The 18,770-nt window shown below is 65.3% G+C and carries 14 protein-coding genes; 5 read left to right on the plus strand and 9 right to left on the minus strand.

Annotated features, from left to right (window positions below; genetic code table 11):
• Positions 1 to 80: 80 nt before the first annotated feature.
• Positions 81 to 1,301 (minus strand): NAD(P)/FAD-dependent oxidoreductase, encoded by a 1,221-nt coding sequence (locus AC6I21_RS12645; RefSeq protein WP_396277243.1) that lies wholly within the window; start codon positions 1,299 to 1,301, stop codon positions 81 to 83.
• A 331-nt stretch (positions 1,302 to 1,632) separates the two neighbouring features.
• Between AC6I21_RS12645 and phoA the strand changes: the two genes are divergently transcribed.
• The gene (gene phoA / locus AC6I21_RS12650) at positions 1,633 to 3,087 is read left to right on the plus strand and encodes an alkaline phosphatase (RefSeq protein ID WP_497762526.1); all 1,455 of its coding nucleotides are present in this window, start codon (positions 1,633 to 1,635) and stop codon (positions 3,085 to 3,087) included.
• Between the two features lie 149 nt (positions 3,088 to 3,236).
• Here the strand turns inward: phoA and purU are convergent, their stop codons facing one another.
• From purU to glyA, 7 genes are all read right to left on the minus strand, one after another.
• Positions 3,237 to 4,097, minus strand: coding sequence for a formyltetrahydrofolate deformylase (gene purU, locus AC6I21_RS12655; protein WP_343834060.1), 861 nt, complete (start codon positions 4,095 to 4,097; stop codon positions 3,237 to 3,239).
• A 157-nt stretch (positions 4,098 to 4,254) separates the two neighbouring features.
• Entirely contained in the window at positions 4,255 to 5,640 is a 1,386-nt protein-coding gene (locus AC6I21_RS12660; RefSeq protein WP_497762527.1) for an L-serine ammonia-lyase, read from the minus strand.
• A complete protein-coding gene (locus AC6I21_RS12665; protein ID WP_138927012.1) occupies positions 5,641 to 6,258 on the minus strand; it encodes a sarcosine oxidase subunit gamma in 618 nt (205 codons plus the stop codon).
• On the minus strand, positions 6,251 to 9,154 hold the full coding sequence (locus AC6I21_RS12670) for a sarcosine oxidase subunit alpha family protein (protein ID WP_175419457.1): 2,904 nt from the start codon (positions 9,152 to 9,154) through the stop codon (positions 6,251 to 6,253). Before AC6I21_RS12670 ends, AC6I21_RS12665 begins: the two co-directional genes overlap by 8 nt.
• Positions 9,151 to 9,450, minus strand: a complete 300-nt coding sequence (locus tag AC6I21_RS12675; RefSeq protein WP_138176027.1) for a sarcosine oxidase subunit delta — start codon at positions 9,448 to 9,450, stop codon at positions 9,151 to 9,153. The genes AC6I21_RS12670 and AC6I21_RS12675 overlap by 4 nt, the downstream gene beginning before the upstream one ends.
• A gap of 11 nt (positions 9,451 to 9,461) precedes the next feature.
• The gene (locus AC6I21_RS12680) at positions 9,462 to 10,679 is read right to left on the minus strand and encodes a sarcosine oxidase subunit beta family protein (protein WP_054821666.1); all 1,218 of its coding nucleotides are present in this window, start codon (positions 10,677 to 10,679) and stop codon (positions 9,462 to 9,464) included.
• Between the two features lie 2 nt (positions 10,680 to 10,681).
• On the minus strand, positions 10,682 to 11,998 hold the full coding sequence (gene glyA, locus AC6I21_RS12685) for a serine hydroxymethyltransferase (protein WP_497762528.1): 1,317 nt from the start codon (positions 11,996 to 11,998) through the stop codon (positions 10,682 to 10,684).
• Positions 11,999 to 12,150: 152 nt separating this feature from the next.
• Between glyA and AC6I21_RS12690 the strand changes: the two genes are divergently transcribed.
• Entirely contained in the window at positions 12,151 to 12,810 is a 660-nt protein-coding gene (locus AC6I21_RS12690; RefSeq protein ID WP_138176023.1) for a GntR family transcriptional regulator, read from the plus strand.
• A 47-nt stretch (positions 12,811 to 12,857) separates the two neighbouring features.
• On the opposite strand, the gene AC6I21_RS12695 is transcribed toward AC6I21_RS12690, so the two are convergent.
• Positions 12,858 to 14,351: a PucR family transcriptional regulator gene (locus AC6I21_RS12695; RefSeq protein WP_497762529.1), complete on the minus strand. Its 1,494-nt coding sequence runs from the start codon at positions 14,349 to 14,351 to the stop codon at positions 12,858 to 12,860.
• Positions 14,352 to 14,574: 223 nt separating this feature from the next.
• Here AC6I21_RS12695 and AC6I21_RS12700 point away from each other — a divergent pair, with 223 nt between their 5' ends.
• The 3 genes from AC6I21_RS12700 (at position 14,575) to AC6I21_RS12710 (ending at position 18,716) form a co-directional block, all read left to right on the plus strand.
• Positions 14,575 to 15,366 carry a creatininase gene (locus AC6I21_RS12700; protein ID WP_497762530.1) on the plus strand — a complete coding sequence of 264 codons (792 nt, stop codon included), beginning with the start codon at positions 14,575 to 14,577 and terminating at the stop codon, positions 15,364 to 15,366.
• Position 15,367: 1 nt separating this feature from the next.
• A complete protein-coding gene (locus AC6I21_RS12705) occupies positions 15,368 to 17,158 on the plus strand; it encodes a BCCT family transporter (RefSeq protein ID WP_497762531.1) in 1,791 nt (596 codons plus the stop codon).
• 304 nt (positions 17,159 to 17,462) lie between these two features.
• Positions 17,463 to 18,716 (plus strand): M24 family metallopeptidase, encoded by a 1,254-nt coding sequence (locus tag AC6I21_RS12710; RefSeq protein WP_138176017.1) that lies wholly within the window; start codon positions 17,463 to 17,465, stop codon positions 18,714 to 18,716.
• The last annotated feature ends 54 nt before the right edge of the window (positions 18,717 to 18,770 follow it).

Here is an 18,770-nt window from a genome sequence, read left to right on the forward strand (position 1 = left end):
GGTGGTCCGCGGCGCGGCTCCCATCACTCGGGGCTGGCTCCCATCACCCGGGCCCGGCTCCCATCACCCGGGGCCGACTCCTACTGCCCGGCGGCCAGCTGCCCCAGCTCGATGGAGGTGTCCTGCAGCCGTTCCGGGTCGATGCGCTGGCCCACCAGGGAACGCAGCGTGTCGTTCACATCCCAGATGTTCACGTTCATCGCCGCGGTGATCCGCCCCTCACGCAGCCAGAACATGATGAACTCGCCCTCGTCCATGTCCCCGCGCACCACATCGGCGTCCCCGTCCTGGCGGTCCCCGACGTACTCCATTCCCAGCTCGAACTGGTCGGTGAAGAAGTAGGGCAGCCAGTCATACTGCTCGTCGGCGCCGGTGAGCGTGGCCGCGGCCAGCTTGCCCTGGCGGATCGCGTTGTCCCAGTGCTCCACCCGCAGCTGGCGGCGCAGCGTCGTGTTGAACGCCTGGGCGATGTCCCCGACGGCCAGCACGTCCGGGTCCGAGGAGCGCAGGGACGCGTCGACCACCACCCCGTGATCGGTTTCGATCCCGCTGGCGGCGGCGACCTCCAGGTGCGGGCTGGCGCCGATCGCCAGGAGCACCAGGTCCGCGCCGGTCTGCCAGCTGCCGGCGTGCACCACCAGCTGATCGGCGCCGCGTTCGATCCGGTCCACGTGGGTGGCCAGCTCAAACTGCACCCCGGCCTCCTGGTGCATCCGGGTCAGGTGGTTGCCGAAGGGTTCGCCCAGCACATTGCCCAGCGGGATGCGCGACGGGGAGATGACGGTGACCTCCGCGCCCTGCTGGCGGGCGGAGGCCGCGGCCTCCATGCCGATCCACCCGGAGCCGACGATCACCAGACGGGTGCCCTCCTTCAGGTCCTCGCGCAGCGCCCGGGCGTCGTCAATGGTGCGCAGCACCCGCACCCCGGGCAGGTCCGCCCCCTCAATGCCGCCGCTGGGGTTGGCCCGCGACCCGGTGGCCAGCACCAGCTGGGCGTAGTCCAGGGTGCCGCCGCCGTCCAGGGTCACCCGTTTGGCGGTGCGGTCGATCGCCTCCACCCGGGTGCCCAGCAGCAGGTCGATGTCGTGCTTGGCGTACCACTGCGCGTCGTGCACGGTGAAGTCCGGCAGCTCGCTGCTGCCCTGCAGGAAGTCCTTGGACAGCGGCGGACGCTCATAGGGCAGGTGCTCCTCGCCGGCGATCAGGGTCACCGCCCCGCCGTAGCCGCGTTCGCGCAGCTCGCTGGCCGCGGTGGCGCCGGCCAAGCCGCCGCCGATGATGATCACTGGTGCCTCTGACATGATCCTGCCCCTTCTGGGCGCCGGGACCAACCCCGGGCCCCGGTGTTGCCTTGAGCCTGTCCTCTGCTTCGATCCTCACACCGTTGCCCGGGGCGTGGCAAGAGCTGGAGCGTAGTGAGGCAGGTTCCCGGGAGCTGGAGGCTGACCGAGACGCATCTCACAGGCAGCGGGATTTGCGCGATAATTGGCGGCACCCGCGCCGGGGGTTGCCAGGCGTTAACCTGCGGTTCAGGCCCCGGTTGCCGGTGCGACAGCTGGCTTGGGCAGCATCGGCCCTGGTGCCGCCGCATCGATCACGGCGGCCAGGAAAACTTCAGTTGAAGGGTAGATCATGTTTTCTCGTACCAAGAGGTTGGTTCCGGCGGCGGCCGCGCTGGTGTTGGGCGTCGGCGCCCTGTCCGGGTGCTCGGTGGGTGCCGGGGCGGTGGAGTCCAGCCAGGATCCGGCCCCGCTGCTGGATCGTGCCGCCACCGGTGGGCTCTCCGAGCACGGCGGGGCGCGGCGCATGGACGGTGACACCACCGATGCGGTGCGCGAGGCGGTGAAGGACGCCGGGGCGAAGAACGTCATCCTGCTCATCGGCGATGGCATGGGCGATTCGGAAATCACGGCCGCACGCAACGTCGCCGAGGGTGCCGGCGGCTTCTTCAAGGGGCTGGACGCGCTGCCGCTGACCGGGCAGTACACCCACTACGCGCTGGACAAGGAAGGCAAGCCGGACTACGTGACCGACTCGGCCGCCAGCGGGACCGCCTGGGCCACCGGCACCAAGTCCTACAACGGTGCGATCTCGGTGGACATCCACGGCAAGAGCCAGCAGAGCCTGCTGGAACTGGCGAAGGAAGGCAACCTCGCCACCGGCGTGGTCACCACCAGCGAAATCCAGGACGCCACCCCGGCCGTGCAGTATTCCCATGTGGCCGAGCGCAAGTGCTATGGCCCGGAGGCCACCAGTGAGAAGTGCGCGCAGAACGCCCTGGAAAACGGCGGCGCCGGCTCGATCACCGAGCAGATGCTGGCCACCCGACCGGACCTGGTGTTCGGCGGCGGGGCGGAGACCTTCGCGGAGAAGGCCAAGGCCGGGGACTACAAGGACAAGACCCTGCGCCAGCAGGCCAACGAGCGCGGCTACACGATCGTGGAGGACACCGCCGGGATGCAGCAGGCCCAGGCGGCGAACCAGGACGCCCCGCTGCTGGGGCTGTTCGCCGAGGGCAACATGGAGGTGCGCTGGACCGGGGACCTGGCTTCCAAGGACGGCATCTCCAAGCCGGCCCAGCAGTGCAAGGACAACCCGGCGCGGGACTTCGAAAAGGCCCCGGACCTGAAGAGCATGACCTCCAAGGCGATCGACCTGCTCAAGGACGATGAGGACGGGTTCTTCCTGCAGGTCGAGGGCGCCTCGATCGACAAGCAGGACCACGCGGCGAACCCGTGCGGGCAGATCGGCGAGACCGTGGACCTGGACGAGGCGGTGCAGGAGGCGCTGGCCTTTGCCAAGGAGGACGGTGAGACCCTGGTGGTGGTCACCGCCGACCACGCGCACACCAGCCAGATCGTGGCCCCGGATACCGAGTCCCCGGCACTGACCTCCAAGCTGGTCACCGCGGACGGCAGTGAGATGGCGATCCTCTACGGCACCGGTGAGGAGGCCGCCTCCCAGGGCCACACCGGCGCGCAGCTGCGCATCGCCGGCTACGGTCCGGGGGCCGCGAACGTGGTGGGCCTGAGCGATCAGACGGACCTGTTCTTCACGGTGCGTGACGCGCTGGGACTGGGCAAGTAGCAGCACCGCAACCCCAACAGCATCAGGGGCCGATCCAGTGGGTCGGCCCCTGATGCTGCGTGAAAAGTGGGCGCGGTTCAGCCTTTGGCACCGCGGCGGCAGCCGGTGCGACGGCCGCACCCGGTGCGTCGGCCGCACCCGGAGGCGGGTTAGCGCAGCACCACGGTGCGGTTGCCCCAGAGGAACACCCGCCCCTCGCAGTGCCAGCGCACCGCGTTGGACAGGGCCTTGCATTCGCTGTCGCGCCCGGCGGCGACCAGGTCCTCGGGCATGTAGGTGTGGTCCACCTCCACCACCTGCTGGGCGATGATCGGCCCCTCGTCGAGCTCCGAGTTCACGTAGTGGGCGGTGGCGCCCACCGTCTTCACCCCGCGCTCCCACGCCTGGTGGTAGGGCTTGGCGCCCTTGAAGGAGGGCAGGAAGGAGTGGTGGATGTTGATGGTCTTGCCGGTCAGCTCGGTGGCCAGTTCATCGGAGAGCACCTGCATGTAGCGGGCCAGGACCACCAGTTCGGTGCCGGTCTGCTCGATCAGCTGCAGCAGTTCGGCTTCCGCGGCCGGCTTGGTCTGCTTGGTGACCGGGATGTGGTGGAAGTCGATGCCGTGCCATTCCACCAGTGAGCGGTGGTCCGGGTGGTTGGAGACCACCGCGACCACATCGATGGGCAGCTCCCCGGTGTGGGCACGGAAGAGCAGGTCGTTCAGGCAGTGGTCGAACTTCGAGACCATGATCAGGGTGCGGGTCTTCTGCCCGCGTTCGCGCAGGTTCCAGTCCATCCCCCATTCCTCGGCGACCGGGGTGAAGTCCTCGCGCAGCCGCTGCAGCAGGTCCGCACCGTCCTGCCCGGCGAAGTCCACGCGCATGAACAGGCGCTCGGCGCTCATGTCATCGAACTGCTTCAGCTCCACGATGGTGCGCCCGTGCTTGACCAGGAAGCCGGTGACGGCGTGCACGATGCCGGCCGCCTCCGGGCATTGCAGGGTCAGAACGTGCCGGACCTGCTCGCTCATCCTCGTTTGTCCTTTCACTTCTTCTCCAGGCGCCCGCCCGGTGCCCGCGAGGGTTCGCGGCCGGGTCGCGCCTGGTGTGTTTGCTTCCAGCTTAGGGCTTTGGGGCCGGTGGGTTGGGGCCGGTCCAGTTTGCTGGACTGGGTTGGCGGGGCCGGGTTCAGCACTGGGCCAGGGTCAGCGCCAGCCCGCCGCGCGAGGTTTCCTTGTACTTGCTCTTCATGTCCGCCCCGGTAGCGCGCATGGTCTCGATCGCCGCGTCCAGGCTCACCGTGTGCTGCCCGTCCCCGTGCAGGGCCAGGCGGGCGGCGTTGATGGCCTTCACCGAGGCGATCGCGTTGCGTTCAATGCATGGAATCTGCACCAGCCCACCGACCGGATCGCAGGTCAACCCCAGGTTGTGCTCCAGCGCCACCTCCGCGGCGTTCTCCACCTGTTCAGGGGTGCCGCCAAGCACGGCGCACAGTCCTGCGGCTGCCATCGCGCACGCCGAGCCGACTTCGCCCTGACATCCAACTTCTGCCCCGGAGATCGAGGCATTGGTTTTGATGATGATCCCGATCGCGGCGGCGGTAAGCAGGAACTGGATGACCTTCTCATCGCTGGCGCCGGTGACGAAGCGGGTGTAGTAATGCAGCACCGCAGGAATGATTCCGGCCGCCCCGTTGGTCGGGGCGGTGACGATCCGCCCGCCTGAGGCGTTTTCCTCATTGACGGCCAACGCGTAGAGGTTCACCCATTCCATCGCCCACAGCGGATCCATCGACTCCGACGCTTTGGCCTCAGCTTCCTGCCGACGCAGGCGTTCGCGCAGGGCTGGGGCACGACGGGTGACGTTCAGGCCGCCGGGCAAGGTTTTCTCGGTACGCCGACAGCCGTTCTCGACGCACTGCTGCATGACCTTCCAAATCTCCAGCAGTGCGTCGCGGACCTCGGTTTCGCTGCGCCAGGAGAGCTCGTTCGCCCACATCACCTCGGCAATGGATTTGCCGGTGGCGGCACAGGTCTCCAGGAGCTCAGCGCCCGAGGTAAATCGATAGACGGCGTCGTTTTCGGTGTTCAACGGAGTCTGGAGCTCTTGGTCGTTCACTACGAACCCGCCGCCAATTGAGTACAGTGTTTGGCTGGCCAGCTCGGTGCCGTCGGAGTTAAAGGCGGCAAATCTCATGGCATTCGGATGTCCGGGCAGTGACTTGCGAGAATGCAACACCACATCGGCGTCGATCGAAAACCCGATCGGGGCCCGCCCGGCCAGCCGCAGGACCGCCGAGTCCCGGATCTGCTGAATCAAGTCCGGCACTTCATCGGTATTCACAGTGGCCGGGTCATGTCCCGCCAACCCGAGGATGACCGCAATATCCGAATGATGGCCGATGCCGGTGGCTCCCAGGGAACCGAACAGCTCGGCGCGCACCCGTGCCACCTGCCCAAGTACCCGCCCATCCAGGGCGGCCGCGAAGCTCGCGGCCGCCCGCATCGGCCCCACCGTGTGTGATGACGAGGGACCAATGCCAATGGAAAACATGTCCAGCGCGGACAGTGCCATCTAGTCCACCTCTGGCGAGCCGAACTCGGTCATGGCGTCGACCAGCCACCGTACCGTGTGCTCGGTGAAGGAGGCACGCGGAAGAATCCGCCAGGTCTGCTCGCTGACCCTCCACAGCAGCACCGGGACGTTCGCCACCGTGGTGGTGATCGCCTGATTCACGGCAAACGCGCTGGGGTGCAGATCCGCCGGGCAGCTCTTGCGCAGCACCAGCGGCGCAGACGGGCCTTCCAGCTCCAGCACGCTGCGGTTGGCCGACAAGTCCACGACCTGGCCGGCCTGGTCTCCCAGCGCCTGGGTGAGTTGCTCGCTCAGCTGAACGTTCTCGGGTGCAAACACCAGGAATTCATCCGGTCCGAGCCACAGCACGGCAGTGCCGGTGACATCTCCGGCGACCTCACCCACCTGTGCGGGCAGGCCGACCCCCGTGGCGTCAGCCAGCTGCTGGTGGCCGGCGGTGCCGGGTGCTGCGCGCAAACCCACCTGGGTGGCGAAAGCGACCTCGCGTAGCGCCACCGCACGCTCGCCGGTCACGGTCGCCGCCGCCATCTCCCCGGCAAGGTGCTCGGCCGGGGAGCGGCGCAGGACGGTGGTTTCGATCAGAGTGTTGTTAGCCATCTCGGCGGCTTCCTTCCGGGTCAAAGAGTACGGTTTCGGAGACCACGACGTCGACCAGGCGGTCGCCAATCGGTGTCTTCAGCGTTTCGCCGATACGATTACGCCCATTCTTGATCAGCGCCAGTCCGAAGGTCCGGCCCAGGGCGGCCGAGTTGTAGGAGCTGGTCACCCACCCGTCCATCGGGGTGATGCCGTTCTCGGTGCCCGCGTCGGCAGCGACCAGGGCGGCGCCTTCCGGCAGACGCAGGGTTTCGTCGACCGGCAGCACCGATACCAGTTGCTTGCGGTCATCCCGCAGGTTGTCATCCCGCGAGAAGGAGCGCTTGCCCACGAAGTCCTTGATCTTGGAAACAACCCACTCCATGCCCGCATCCTGCGGGGTCACCGTGCCGTCCGTATCCTGCCCCACGATGATGAAGCCCTTTTCCGCGCGCAACACGTGCATGGTCTCGGTGCCGTACGGGGTGATGTTGAATTCCTGACCGGCTGCGTAGACATCTTCCCAGATCTTCAGTCCATGCCAGCTGGGGACCGCGATTTCGAAGGCCAACTCGCCGGAGAACGAAATACGCGAGATCCGGGCCTCGATGCCGCTGTCCAGGGTGACGTCCTGGAAGGCCATGAACTTGAATGCGTCGTTGGAGACATCCAGGTTGGACGCCAATTTCCCGATGACATCACGGGAACGTGGACCGACCACTGCCACGGTCGCGAACTGCTCGGTCACCGAGGTGCACGTTACATCCAGTTCAGGCCACTCGGTCTGCAGCCACTCCTCCAGCCAGTCAAGCACGTCGGCGGCCCCGCCGGTGGTGGTGTGCATGAGGAAGCGGTCTTCAGCCAAGCGCAGGGTCACCCCGTCGTCGAAGATCATTCCATCGGCCTTGCACATGACGCCGTAGCGCCCCATGCCCACCTTCAACTTGCTGTAGCCGTTGGTGTACATGCGGTTGAGGAACTCGGCAGCGTCCTTGCCCCGGATTTCGATCTTGCCCAGGGTTGTGGCGTCGAGCATGCCGACGGAATCGCGCACCGCGGCGCACTCGCGCAGCACGGCCGCGTCCATGTCCTCCTCGCCCTGCGGGAAGTACCAGGCGCGCTTCCACTGTCCCACGTCCTCAAACTTTGCCCCGTGTTCCAGGTGCCAGGAGTGCATCGGGGTGATGCGCGCGGGGTCCAGCAATTGTCCGCGGGTACGACCAGCCAGAGCCGCGAACGCTACCGGAGTGTAGGGGGCGCGGAAGGTGGTGGTTCCGATTTCCGAGGGGTCCTCGATGCCCAGCACGGCGGCGATCACGCCGATGGCTGCCACCCCGGAGGTCTTGCCCTGGTCGTTCGCCGTGGAAATGGAGGTGTACCGCTTGATGTGCTCCACGGACCTCATTCCGGCCCCGGTGGCGCGCAGCACGTCAGCCACGGTCTGGTCACGCTGCAGGTCCACGAAGTGGCGCGTGTAGTTCGCCGCGTCGTCGCCATTTAGCGAAGGAACCAGCCACACCGGGCGAGTCTCCCCGAGGGCGGTTTCGGGCGCCTGCGGGACGGTGGCCACATGCTGGTAACCGGCAGCCGAGGCGGCTGCCGCCCCGGTGGCGGCACCGGTTGACAGGGCACCGGCGGTGTCCAGCCGTCCGGTCACTGCCCCGGCCAGGTGTTGGTTGGCCACGGCGTCGGCGGGCACGAAGGCGTGGATGGTGGTGTCCCACACCAGCTTGCCCTGCCGCTGGGAGTGCAGGTGCACGACGGGGTTGAACCCGCCGGCCACGGCCAGCACGTCAACTTCGAAGCGTTCGTGGTCACCGAGCTCGCTGTTCTCGTCCAGTGGAGCGACCAGGATGGCTGATAGTTCCCCGGACTCATCCGCTTCGGTGTCGACAACTACCGAACCGGTCAGCACGGTCACCCCGTCGGCGACGGCTTCGGCCGCCGCCGCGGAGGCGGTCGACCGGGCGTCGATGACGGCGACCACCCCGCCGCTGGCCGCCAGTTCGGAAACTAGCGGGTAGACCGAATCATTGGTCGTAGCCACCGCGATGCGCTGTCCCACGCGGACACCGTAGCGGTTCAGGTAGCTTCGAACCGCTCCGGCCAGCATGATGCCGGGCCGGTCGTTGTTTTCGAATACCATCGGCCGCTCGTGGGCCCCGGTGGCCAGCACAACTTGCTTGGCACGCACATGCCAGACGCGTTCGCGCGAAACTCCCTTGCCGGCCGGACCGTTGAGGTGCACCGTGCGCCGCTGTACGGCAACGATGTAGTTCGCATCGTAGGAGCCGAGCACAGTGGTGTTCTGCAGGTGGGTGGTCTCCTCGGCCTGCGCCAGCTCCGCGGTGACCTCCTCGATCCAGTTGGAGGCGTCCTTGCCGTCGATCTGCTCCCCGGATGTGTCGCGCAGGGTGCCGCCAGCCTCGGTGCGCTCATCCATCAGCAGCACACGGGCACCAGAACGGCTGGCCTCACGCGCCGCGGCCAGGCCGGCCGGCCCTGCCCCCACGACCAGCACATCGGTGTGTACGTGGACATGGTCGTAGTAGGCCGGATCCGTGGTTGGGTCCAGTACGCCCAGGCCCCGCAGCAAAGTGGCGTGCATCCGGTCGGTGACCGTAACGGTCGTGGCGGGAAGCATCGATTCGTCGATGTCCTCGTGGTGGCGGGCCGCCACGGTGATGAGCGCGTTGGGTTCCTCAACTCCGGCAGAGAAGATGCCCCGGGGGCGGTTCAAATACATCGAGTTGCCACAGGAGCGCATCCCATTGGCGAGCATGGCGCTAGCGACGGTGTCCCCCGACAGAGCGGAGAGCTGCTGGCCGTCAACGGTGAGCAGCAAAGCCTCCTCACGCTGAACACGCGCGGACGGTGCCATGGCGGCGTCCAGCCGGTAGGGCTTGTTCTGGCTCATCGGGTACCTCCCTGGGTGTTCTGCAGTTCCGGGCGTGCTTCCCCGGCGCGGTAAACGGCCTTGAATTCGTAGGTGACGGTGTCGCGAAGGGCGTTGAACCACTTGCGGCACCCTCCGGAGTGGACCCAGCGTTCGGCGAAGATCCCCTTCGGGTTCTGGCGGTAGAACAGGAAGTGGGCCCATTCCTTGTCGCTCAGCGCGTGGGGGTCGGCGGGGTAGGCGACGTGCGCCTGCCCGCCGTACTTGAATTCGGTTTCATTGCGTGGCCCGCAGTTCGGGCACTCAATCAGCATCATGGTGGCGGCTCCTAGTGGGCCACGGCGGCGGCGCCGTGTTCGTCGATGAGGTGTCCGGTTTCGAAGCGATCCAGGCTGAACGGGGCGTTCAGGGCGTGCGGTTCATCGTTGGCGATGGTGTGGGCCAGGGTGAACCCGGCCCCGGGGGTGCCCTTGAACCCGCCGGTCCCCCAGCCGCAGTTCACGTACAGGTTCTGGATCGGGGTCTTGGAGATGATCGGGGAGGCGTCCATGGTGGTGTCCACGATTCCACCCCAGGTGCGCAGCACGTGGGCCCGGGCGAAGATCGGGAACAGCTCCACCGCGGCGGCCATCTGCTCCTCGATCACGTGGAAGGCGCCGCGCTGGCCGTAGCCGTTGTAGGTGTCGATGCCCGCGCCCATCACCAGTTCGCCCTTGTGCGCCTGGGAGACGTAGACGTGGATGTGGTTGGACATCACCACGGTCGGGTGCACCGGCTCGAACAGCTCGGAGACCAGCGCCTGCAGCGGGTGGGACTGGATCGGCAGCTCAAAGCCGGCCATTTCGGCCAGCACCGAGGAGTGACCCGCCCCGGCCAGGGCGACCTTGCCGGCGTGGATGGTGCCACGGGTGGTCTTCACCCCGGTGACCTTCTCCCCGTCCTTCAGGAAACCGATGACCTCGCAGTTCTGGATGATGTCCACGCCCATCTCATTCGCCTTGCGGGCAAACGCCCAGGCGACGTGGTCGTGCTTGGCGATGCCGGCGCGCGGCTGGTAGGTGGCCCCCATGACCGGGTAGCGGATGTCATCCCCGGTGTTGATGATCGGGCAGACCTCCTTGACCTGTTCGGGGCTCAGCCATTCGGCATCCACGCCGTTGAGCTTGTTCGCCTCGACTCGGCGCACCGATTCGCGCACGTCGCCCAGCGTGTGGGCCAGGTTCAGCACGCCGCGCTGGGAGAAGAGGAAATCGTAGTCCAGTTCCTCGGGCAGCTGCTCCCACAGCTTCAGCGACTTCTCGTAGATTCCCGAGGACTCGTCCCACAGGTAGTTGGAGCGGATGATGGTGGTGTTGCGGGCCATGTTCCCGCCGGCCAGCCAGCCCTTTTCCAGCACGGCGATGTTCGTCATGCCGTGGTTCTTGGCCAGGTAGTAGGCCGTGGCCAGGCCGTGTCCGCCGCCGCCGACAATCACGGCGTCATAGGAGGACTTCGGTTCGGGGTTCGCCCAGAGGAATTCCGGGTGCTCAGGCAGCAAGTCAGCCATGATTATTCTCCAATCTTCTTCAGGTTTGGGTAGAGCGGGTGGGCCGCAGCCAAATCCAGCACCCGCTGCTTCAACTCCCCAAGCTTGCCCGTACTACCCTCCACACCAGCAATCAACGTCTGCGCAATAACCTCAGCCACCTCAGCAAACGCCTCCTCCGAGAAACCACGCGTCGCCAACGCCGGGGTACCGATCCGCAACCCCGAAGTCACCATCGGCGGACGCGGATCAAACGGCACCGCATTACGGTTCACCGTGATCTCCACCTGCGCCAACAAATCCTCGGCCTGCTGGCCATCGAGCTCGCTGTTACGCAGATCCACCAACACCAAATGCACATCAGTGCCGCCGGTCAGCACGCTGATCCCCTTGGCCTCGACATCGGCCTGGGACAAACGCTCAGCCAGGATCCGCGCACCAGCCAACGTCCGCTCCTGGCGTTCCTTGAACTCTTCCGACGCGGCGATCTTGAACGCCACCGCCTTGCCCGCGATCACATGCTCCAACGGCCCACCCTGCTGACCCGGGAACACCGCCGAATTCAGCTTCTTGGCAATCTCCGCGTCATTCGACAAAATAATCCCGCCACGCGGACCAGCCAAAGTCTTATGCGTGGTCGAGGTGACCACATGCGCATGCGGCACCGGCGACGGATGCAACCCCGCAGCCACCAAACCAGCAAAATGCGCCATGTCCACGAACAGGTACGCACCCACCTTGTCCGCGATCTCACGGAAGCGGGCGAAATCCAACTGGCGCGGATACGCCGACCAGCCGGCCACGATCATCTTCGGGGAATGCTCAACCGCCAGACGCTCGACCTCGTCCATGTCCACCAGGTTCGTCGCCTCATCCACCCCATAGGGCACGATATTGAACAACCGTCCGGAGAAGTTCAGCTTCATCCCATGGGTCAAATGCCCACCATGGGCCAAATTCAACCCCAGCACGGTATCCCCCGGACGCACCAGCGCGTGATACACCGACGCGTTGGCCTGCGCCCCCGAATGCGGCTGGACGTTGGCGAACTTCGCCCCGAACAACTCCTTCACGCGCTCAATGGCCAGAGTCTCGATCACGTCGACCTCTTCACAGCCACCGTAATAGCGGCGGCCCGGGTACCCCTCGGCATACTTGTTCGTCAACACCGAACCCTGCGCCTGCATCACCGCCTGCGCCGTATGATTCTCCGAAGCAATCATCTCCAGGCCACGCTGCTGACGCGCCAACTCAGCATCAATCCGCGCCGCCACCTCAGGATCAAGCTCACCCAACGACTGGGTCAGCGATTCTGCGACGGGTGACTGGGTTTCCAGCATCTATCCCTCCAAAGTGTACGAATTGCCGACAACTGATATATCAATGTCTGCGTCTTAGCGTATGATCTAACTCACAGCCCGTCAATGGGTTGGGGAATTATTTTTTAGCCGCACGATTCCAAGGCAGAATGAAGGTGAAGGGAGCCGCCAAGATGACAAGTACAACCGAGGTACCCGTGGCCAGTGAGTCCATGGCGGAGCGGTCCTACCGGATTCTGCGCGACCGCCTGATCATGATGGACATCGCCCCCGGCGACCCGATCAACGAGGCGCTGCTCGCTACCGACCTCGGCATGGGGCGCACCCCCATCCGCGAGGCGCTGAAGCGCCTGGAAGTGGACCACCTGGTGATCTCCTACCCGCGCCGCGGGACCTTCGCCACCGGGGTGGACATCACCGAGCTGGCCGCCATCTCCGAAATGCGTCAGGTTCTGGAGCCGTTGGCCGCGCAGCGGGCGGCCGAGAATCGCGGCGGCGCCTTGCGCGAGGAGCTGACCCGCACGATGCAGGCGATCCGCCAGCTCGATCCATTGCGGGACCGGCGCCAGCTGATGGAATACGACCTGGAAGTGCACCGGCTCATTTATCGTGCCGCCCAGAACCACCACCTGGAGGAAACGCTGGTGCGCCTGGACAACCTCGCGACCCGGATCTGGTGCATGGTCCTGGACCGGTTACCGGACATTCACGCTCACATTTCCGAACACGCCACGCTGATCGAGCTGATCCTGGACGGATGCGAAGAGCAGGCAGCCCAACTGGCCGCCGAACACGTGGTCAGCTTCGAACAGACGGTACGCGCCGTTCTCTAACCGCCACCCTGCGGCCCGGGCTCGCAGGCTGCCCCGCGGCCGCCCGGCTAGAAGCGCAGAGCAAGTTGGCAGGCCAGATGAACGGTCAGGATCCTGCCGGTCTCCCGTGGGTCCCCACCGATCAGCGAGAAGATCTTGGTCAGTCGCTTATGCATGGTTTGCCGCTCCAGGTACAGCCGATTGGCCGCCGACGTGGAATTGCAGCCCGACCCCAGCCACACTTCCAGCGTCTTGAGCAGGCTGCTGCCCCTGGCCTTGTCCGCCGCGATCAGCAGCCCCAGCTGCTCGTCAATAAACTCGTTGAGCGCCTGCGAATCGGTAAAACGCTTAAGCACCCGCTCCAACGCATAATCCGAAGCGTCGCGGACCTGCCCCTCGTTAGGGAAGGGGCTTGCCAGGGACTCGACCGTCAGCGCTTCGGCCAGCGACCAGCGGGCATGGGCAATTTTCGAAGCCAGCGGACCGACACAGCACTCGACGGACATGCCGCTCCACGCCTCGCGCAGCAGCTGCACCAGCTGGGTCCGCGCTCCGCGCGGATCGTGCGGGTCCAACTGGACCATGGCATAGAGACGATGGGCCTCCAGATAGGTGCGAATGGAGGGGAACCTCGAATGCAGGGTGTTTTCCAGCACCGAGCGCACGCGGGACATGTCAAAGCTCTGAAAGACCATGAGACAGCTCGGATGGTTTTCCGGCACCTGCGCTTGTCGGGCCCGCTCGACAATGAAATGTGTGCCGGCCCCGCTGACAATGGCCCGCAACAGCGAGGTGTCGGCTATCTGCAGGCGTCCAGGACGGTAGTGCTGGGCAAAGGCCAGGCTGACAATGCTTCCCAGCCGCTGGGCCACCAATTCCAGTTGCTCCGGCGCGGTTCCGATTTTGCTGTAGAGCACCAGTCGCGCCGCCACGTCGGCCCCGACGAACAAGTCCGTGGCAACAGCGCCGGCCCCTTGCTCATCTTCCTGGCCCTCAGGCCCGGATTCCGCGATGACCTGTCCGGAAAGATCCTCCATCGTCGCCCGGACCCGCAGCGCGGAGGCGATCATCTCCAGCAGGGGTGTTAGGTTCGGCCCCGCCGAGGCAATATGCCTTGCGAGGCGTTGGGAGACTTCGTCGGCCTGTTGCAGGGTTGCGGCGTGTTCCGAGACGATCTGCCGGTTGATTTTCTCGGCCAACTCAACAAAGGGCACGGTGGCCCGTAGCCGGAACAACGGCAACCCCAGCTCCTCGGCCCGCTGAATGAACTTCGCGGAGATGGTCGGTCCATCTGCGGGTGGCTCGATGACCAGGGCGGCTACCCCGCGCTGCACTAGTGACTGCAAGTATGCGTGCTGGGCTTCGATCCGCAACCCCAGCAGGGCCGCGCCGGTGGTCAGCAACAGTTCATCACCGTGCAGCAGGCCGCCGACTTGCACCACTTCGCTGGGATGCACCCAGCGCACCCTGGTGGTGGCGACCTGCTCGGCGCCGGCCAGGGCCAGGGGCTGGGCGCTCTGGAACAACTGGTCCCGCAGGATTTCCGTTAGTGCGACAAACATGTTTCCTCGTTCCGCGGCAGGAAGATCCACAGTGCCTGGCCTCGGCCGCAAGTGTCGGTCTGTCACCCCGAAGTCTCGAAACGGCAACAGTGTGAGTGTATCGCGGCTCACATTACTCTCCCTAGGCTTGAGGGCAACACATCGACGCAAGCCCTGGCCCATCCTCTTCCCGTCCCTTGGATCCCGCCCAATCTTGTGTCCGCGAAGCAGTTAGGAGCCATAGATGTCCGCTGTATTCCTAGAGAACCTGGACTCAGAAAGCTACGCCCAGTTCCTATCCCGCGAGGGGTCGACTGTCATCATTCCCACCGGCGCCACCGAGCAGCACGGGCCACACCTGCCGCTGGGCGTGGATGCGATGCTTTCCCGGGCCATCGCCGCCGAAGTGGCCCGGCAGGTGGGCGCGCTGGTGGCGCCGGAGTTCTCCTACGGCTATAAGTCGCAGCCCCGTTCCGGGGGCGGGAACCACCGGCTTGGGACCACCAGCCTGGGAGCAGCCGCGCTGACCGGCATGATCGACGATGTGGTCTCGTCCTTCATCGACCAAGGGGCGTGTAACGTCATCGTGCTGAACGGGCACTTTGAGAACTACCAGTTCCTCTATGAGGGTCTGGACAACGCGGTCGCCCGGGCGGGCCGCCAGGGCTTGGGTTCCCGCGGGGTGCTGATGTCCTACTGGGATTTCGTGGACGAGCACACCCTGGCCCAGGTTTTCCCTGACGGTTTCCTGGGATGGGACATCGAGCACGGCGGTGTGCTGGAAACATCGCTCATGCTGTTGCTGCATCCGGAACTGGTTGACATGGATCGGGTAGTCGATCATCCACCCGCCGTCCTGACGCCCTACGACATTTTTCCCGAAGACCCGGGGCGCACCCCCGCCAGCGGATGCCTGTCCAGCGCCAAGGGCGCGACGGCCGCGCGCGGGCGGCTCCTGCTGGAGGCCATCAGCGGAGCCATTACCACCTCCCTGCACATCGAGCTGCAACCGACCTTTCCCATCGGAGTGAAATAGCATGTCCATCAACGAAGCCGACCGGAAGCAACGACGCCTGGAAACCGAGGACCCCCAGGAGATGGGCAGCTCGTCGGCGCACAGGGAAGTTGAGGTGCCGCGATTTGTCGGGCGTATCATTCCACCGCTGGATCGCCTGCTGATCCGCACCATTCCCCCGCTGCTCATCGGCGCGGTCATCCTGTGGGTGTTGCTGAACCCCACCGGCGCCTCAACGGTGATCTCCGACCTGCGAACCTTCGTGACCGGGAAGTTCACTTGGCTGTTCATCCTGTATTCGGCATTCGCGGTCATTGTCTGCATCTGGCTTTCCTTCAGCAGGGTGGGGCGCATCCGTCTGGGCGGGCCCAAGGCGAAACCCCAGCACAGCAAGTTTGTCTGGTATTCCATGCTGTTCGCCTGCGGCCAGGGCATCGGGCTGATCTTCTGGTCGGTTGCCGAACCGATCATGCTGCGCGATGAGAACCCGGTGATTCCCGCCGGCGCAACGGGCGCCGCGGAGGGTGGGATCGTGTGGACCTATTTCCATTGGGGTCTGACGGCGTGGGCCATGTACTGCGTGGTGGCGGTCTGCCTGGCCTATTCGCACCACAACCTGGGCAAGACGTTGACCTTCAGGGAGGCCACCGTCGACATCCTGCCCAAGTGGTCGCAGCGCGGCGCCGGCGTAGTAGTTGAGCTGCTGGCCATCAATGCCACGGTGCTGGGGCTGGCCACCTCCTTCGGGTTCGCGGCCCTGCAGTTCAGTTCCGGGATCACCTCCTTCACCGGAATCACCTCCAGCCCGATGATGTGGCTAATGGTCATCGCGGTGTTCGCCGGGATCACGGCGATTTCCGCGATCGTGGGCATCAACAAGGGGATGGCGCGCATATCGAGCCTGAACTCGATCCTCAGCATTATCCTGGTGGGCGCGGTATTCATCTTTGGACCCACGCTCTACATCGTGTCCAACCTGTCCCAGACCTTCGGCAGCTTCATGTCGAACTTCATTCACATGAGCCTGTGGACCGATGCGGGAAGCACCGCCAATCCCCTCAGCACCTGGCAGGACAGCTGGAACGGCTGGTGGACGGTGTTCATCTGGTGCTGGGTCATTGCCTTCTCGCCATTCGTCGCCGGGTTCATCGCCCGCATCTCCCGGGGCCGCACCATCCGCGAATTTGTCCTGGGGGTGACGGTGGTCCCCACGCTGATCGTGATGATCTGGGTGGGCGTGATCGGTTCGGCCGCCATCTACTATGACGACCGCGCGGAGCGCGGCATCAGTGCCGCCGTAGCCGCCGACACCTCTGCGGGACTGTTCGCGATGCTGGACCATGTGCCGCTGATCGGCACGATCCTGCTGGTGGTGTCCACGATCCTGGTGGCCACCTATTACGTCACCTCCCTGGATTCGGGGATCTATGCGCTCAGCGAGTTTGTTTCGGCGCCCAACAAGTCCGGGCCCATCTTCCGGGTGGTGTTGGTGCTGTCCATCGCCACCGTGGCCACGGTGCTGCTGACCCTGGGCGGCACGGCGGTCGTCGATACGGTGCAGACCGGCACGATCATTGGGGCGTTCCCGTTCTCCTTCGTAATCCTCTTGATGATCGTCAATCTGATTCGACGTCTGCTCAAGCGCGACAAGGCGATCAAGCAGCTGGAAAAGGACATCAACAATCCCGACCCGTCGCTGATCTTCACCGCTGACCCCAGCGGTTCGGGCGCGCTGCTGCGCTCGCGAACCCAGAAGCAGCCCCTCCGGCGGGACCCACATGGCCCCGACTCGGCGTCCGGCGACCCGGACTAAGGTCCTCGTCCGTTGGGCACTTCCCCGGCACCCGGGCGAAGGTCCGCCTCGATGCAGCCGAACCGCACCCGGCGGGCATCGCCGTGGGACGCGGAACCGGCGTCACATTACTTCGGAACGCCCTTGTCAGGCCGGTGATGAATGAGATCTACAAAATCTACGAGAACACTGCTTGACAGTGACTCGGACCACAAATAACCTGAATGCAACAGCGTTGCAGATAATGCAACTTCTCTCTTGCGCTTCTTCCCGGCAACGCTGACCCAGTTTTCCTGCAGTACCTTCATAGACATAGGAGTCGACCATGACCACGACCTCAAACAGCCCCACCAATGTCTCCGAGCTGGAGCGCCTGAAGACCCTGCACAACGGCTCGAAGCAGCAGCTGACCTTCTCCGACGCGGAGTTCGAGCGCCGCCTGGCGGGCCTGCGCCAGATCATGGCGGCCAAGTCGCTGGATGCAGTGATCCTCACCAGCTACCACGGCATCAAGTACTACTCGGACTTCCTGTACACCACGTTCGGACGCAACTACGCGCTGGTGGTCACCGCGAACAACTCCACCACCGTGACCGCGAACATCGATGCCGGCATGCCGTGGCGCACCAGCTATGGCGAGAACATCGTGTACACCGACTGGAAGCGTGACAACTTCTTCTACGGACTGCAGGAGGCGCTCAAGCGTGACGGGGTAAAGGCGACCCGCATCGGCGTGGAAGATGACTTCCTGCCGGGCCTGACCCGCCAGCGCATCCAGGATGCGTTCCCCGGCGCCCAGCTGCTGGATGTCTCGCAGGATGCCATGCGTCAGCGCATGATCAAGTCCGCCGAGGAAATCGAGGTCATCAAGCACGGCGCCCGCATCGGCGACCTGGGCGGTGAGGCCATCAAGGCCGCGATCCGCGAGGGGATCACCGAGTACGAGGTGGCATTGATCGGCACCGAGGCGATGGTGCACGAGATCGCCAGGACCTTCCCGCACCGCGAAGTGCGCGACACCTGGGTGTGGTTCCAGTCCGGCATCAACACCGACGGCGCCCACAACTGGGCGACCACCCGCAAGCTGCAGCGCGGGGACATCCTGTCGCTGAACTGCTTCCCGATGACCTCGGGCTACTACACCGCACTGGAGCGCACCTTGTTCCTGGGTCAGCCCGACGAGCGTAGCCTGCAGCTGTGGAATGTGAACGTCGAGGTCCACAAGCGCGGCCTGGAGCTGATCAAGCCCGGCGCGGTCTGCAAGGACATCGCCGCCGAGCTGAACGAGATCTACATTTCCCACGGCCTGCTGCCCAACCGTACCTTCGGCTACGGCCACTCCTTCGGCGTGCTTTCGCACTACTACGGCCGTGAAGCGGGCCTGGAGCTGCGCGAGGACATCGACACCGTCCTGGAGCCGGGCATGGTGGTGTCGATGGAGCCGATGATCACCGTGATGGATGGCGAGCCGGGGGCCGGCGGCTACCGCGAGCACGACATCCTGGTCGTGGGCGAGGATGGCGCGGAGAACATCACGAAGTTCGGCTTCGGCCCGGAGAACAACATCATCGACGCCTAGTCGGTACCACCCACCACACGGGCAGCGGCCTGGGTTCCCACGGGAACCCAGGCC

The organism is Glutamicibacter sp. St.4D3 (assembly GCF_059728615.1).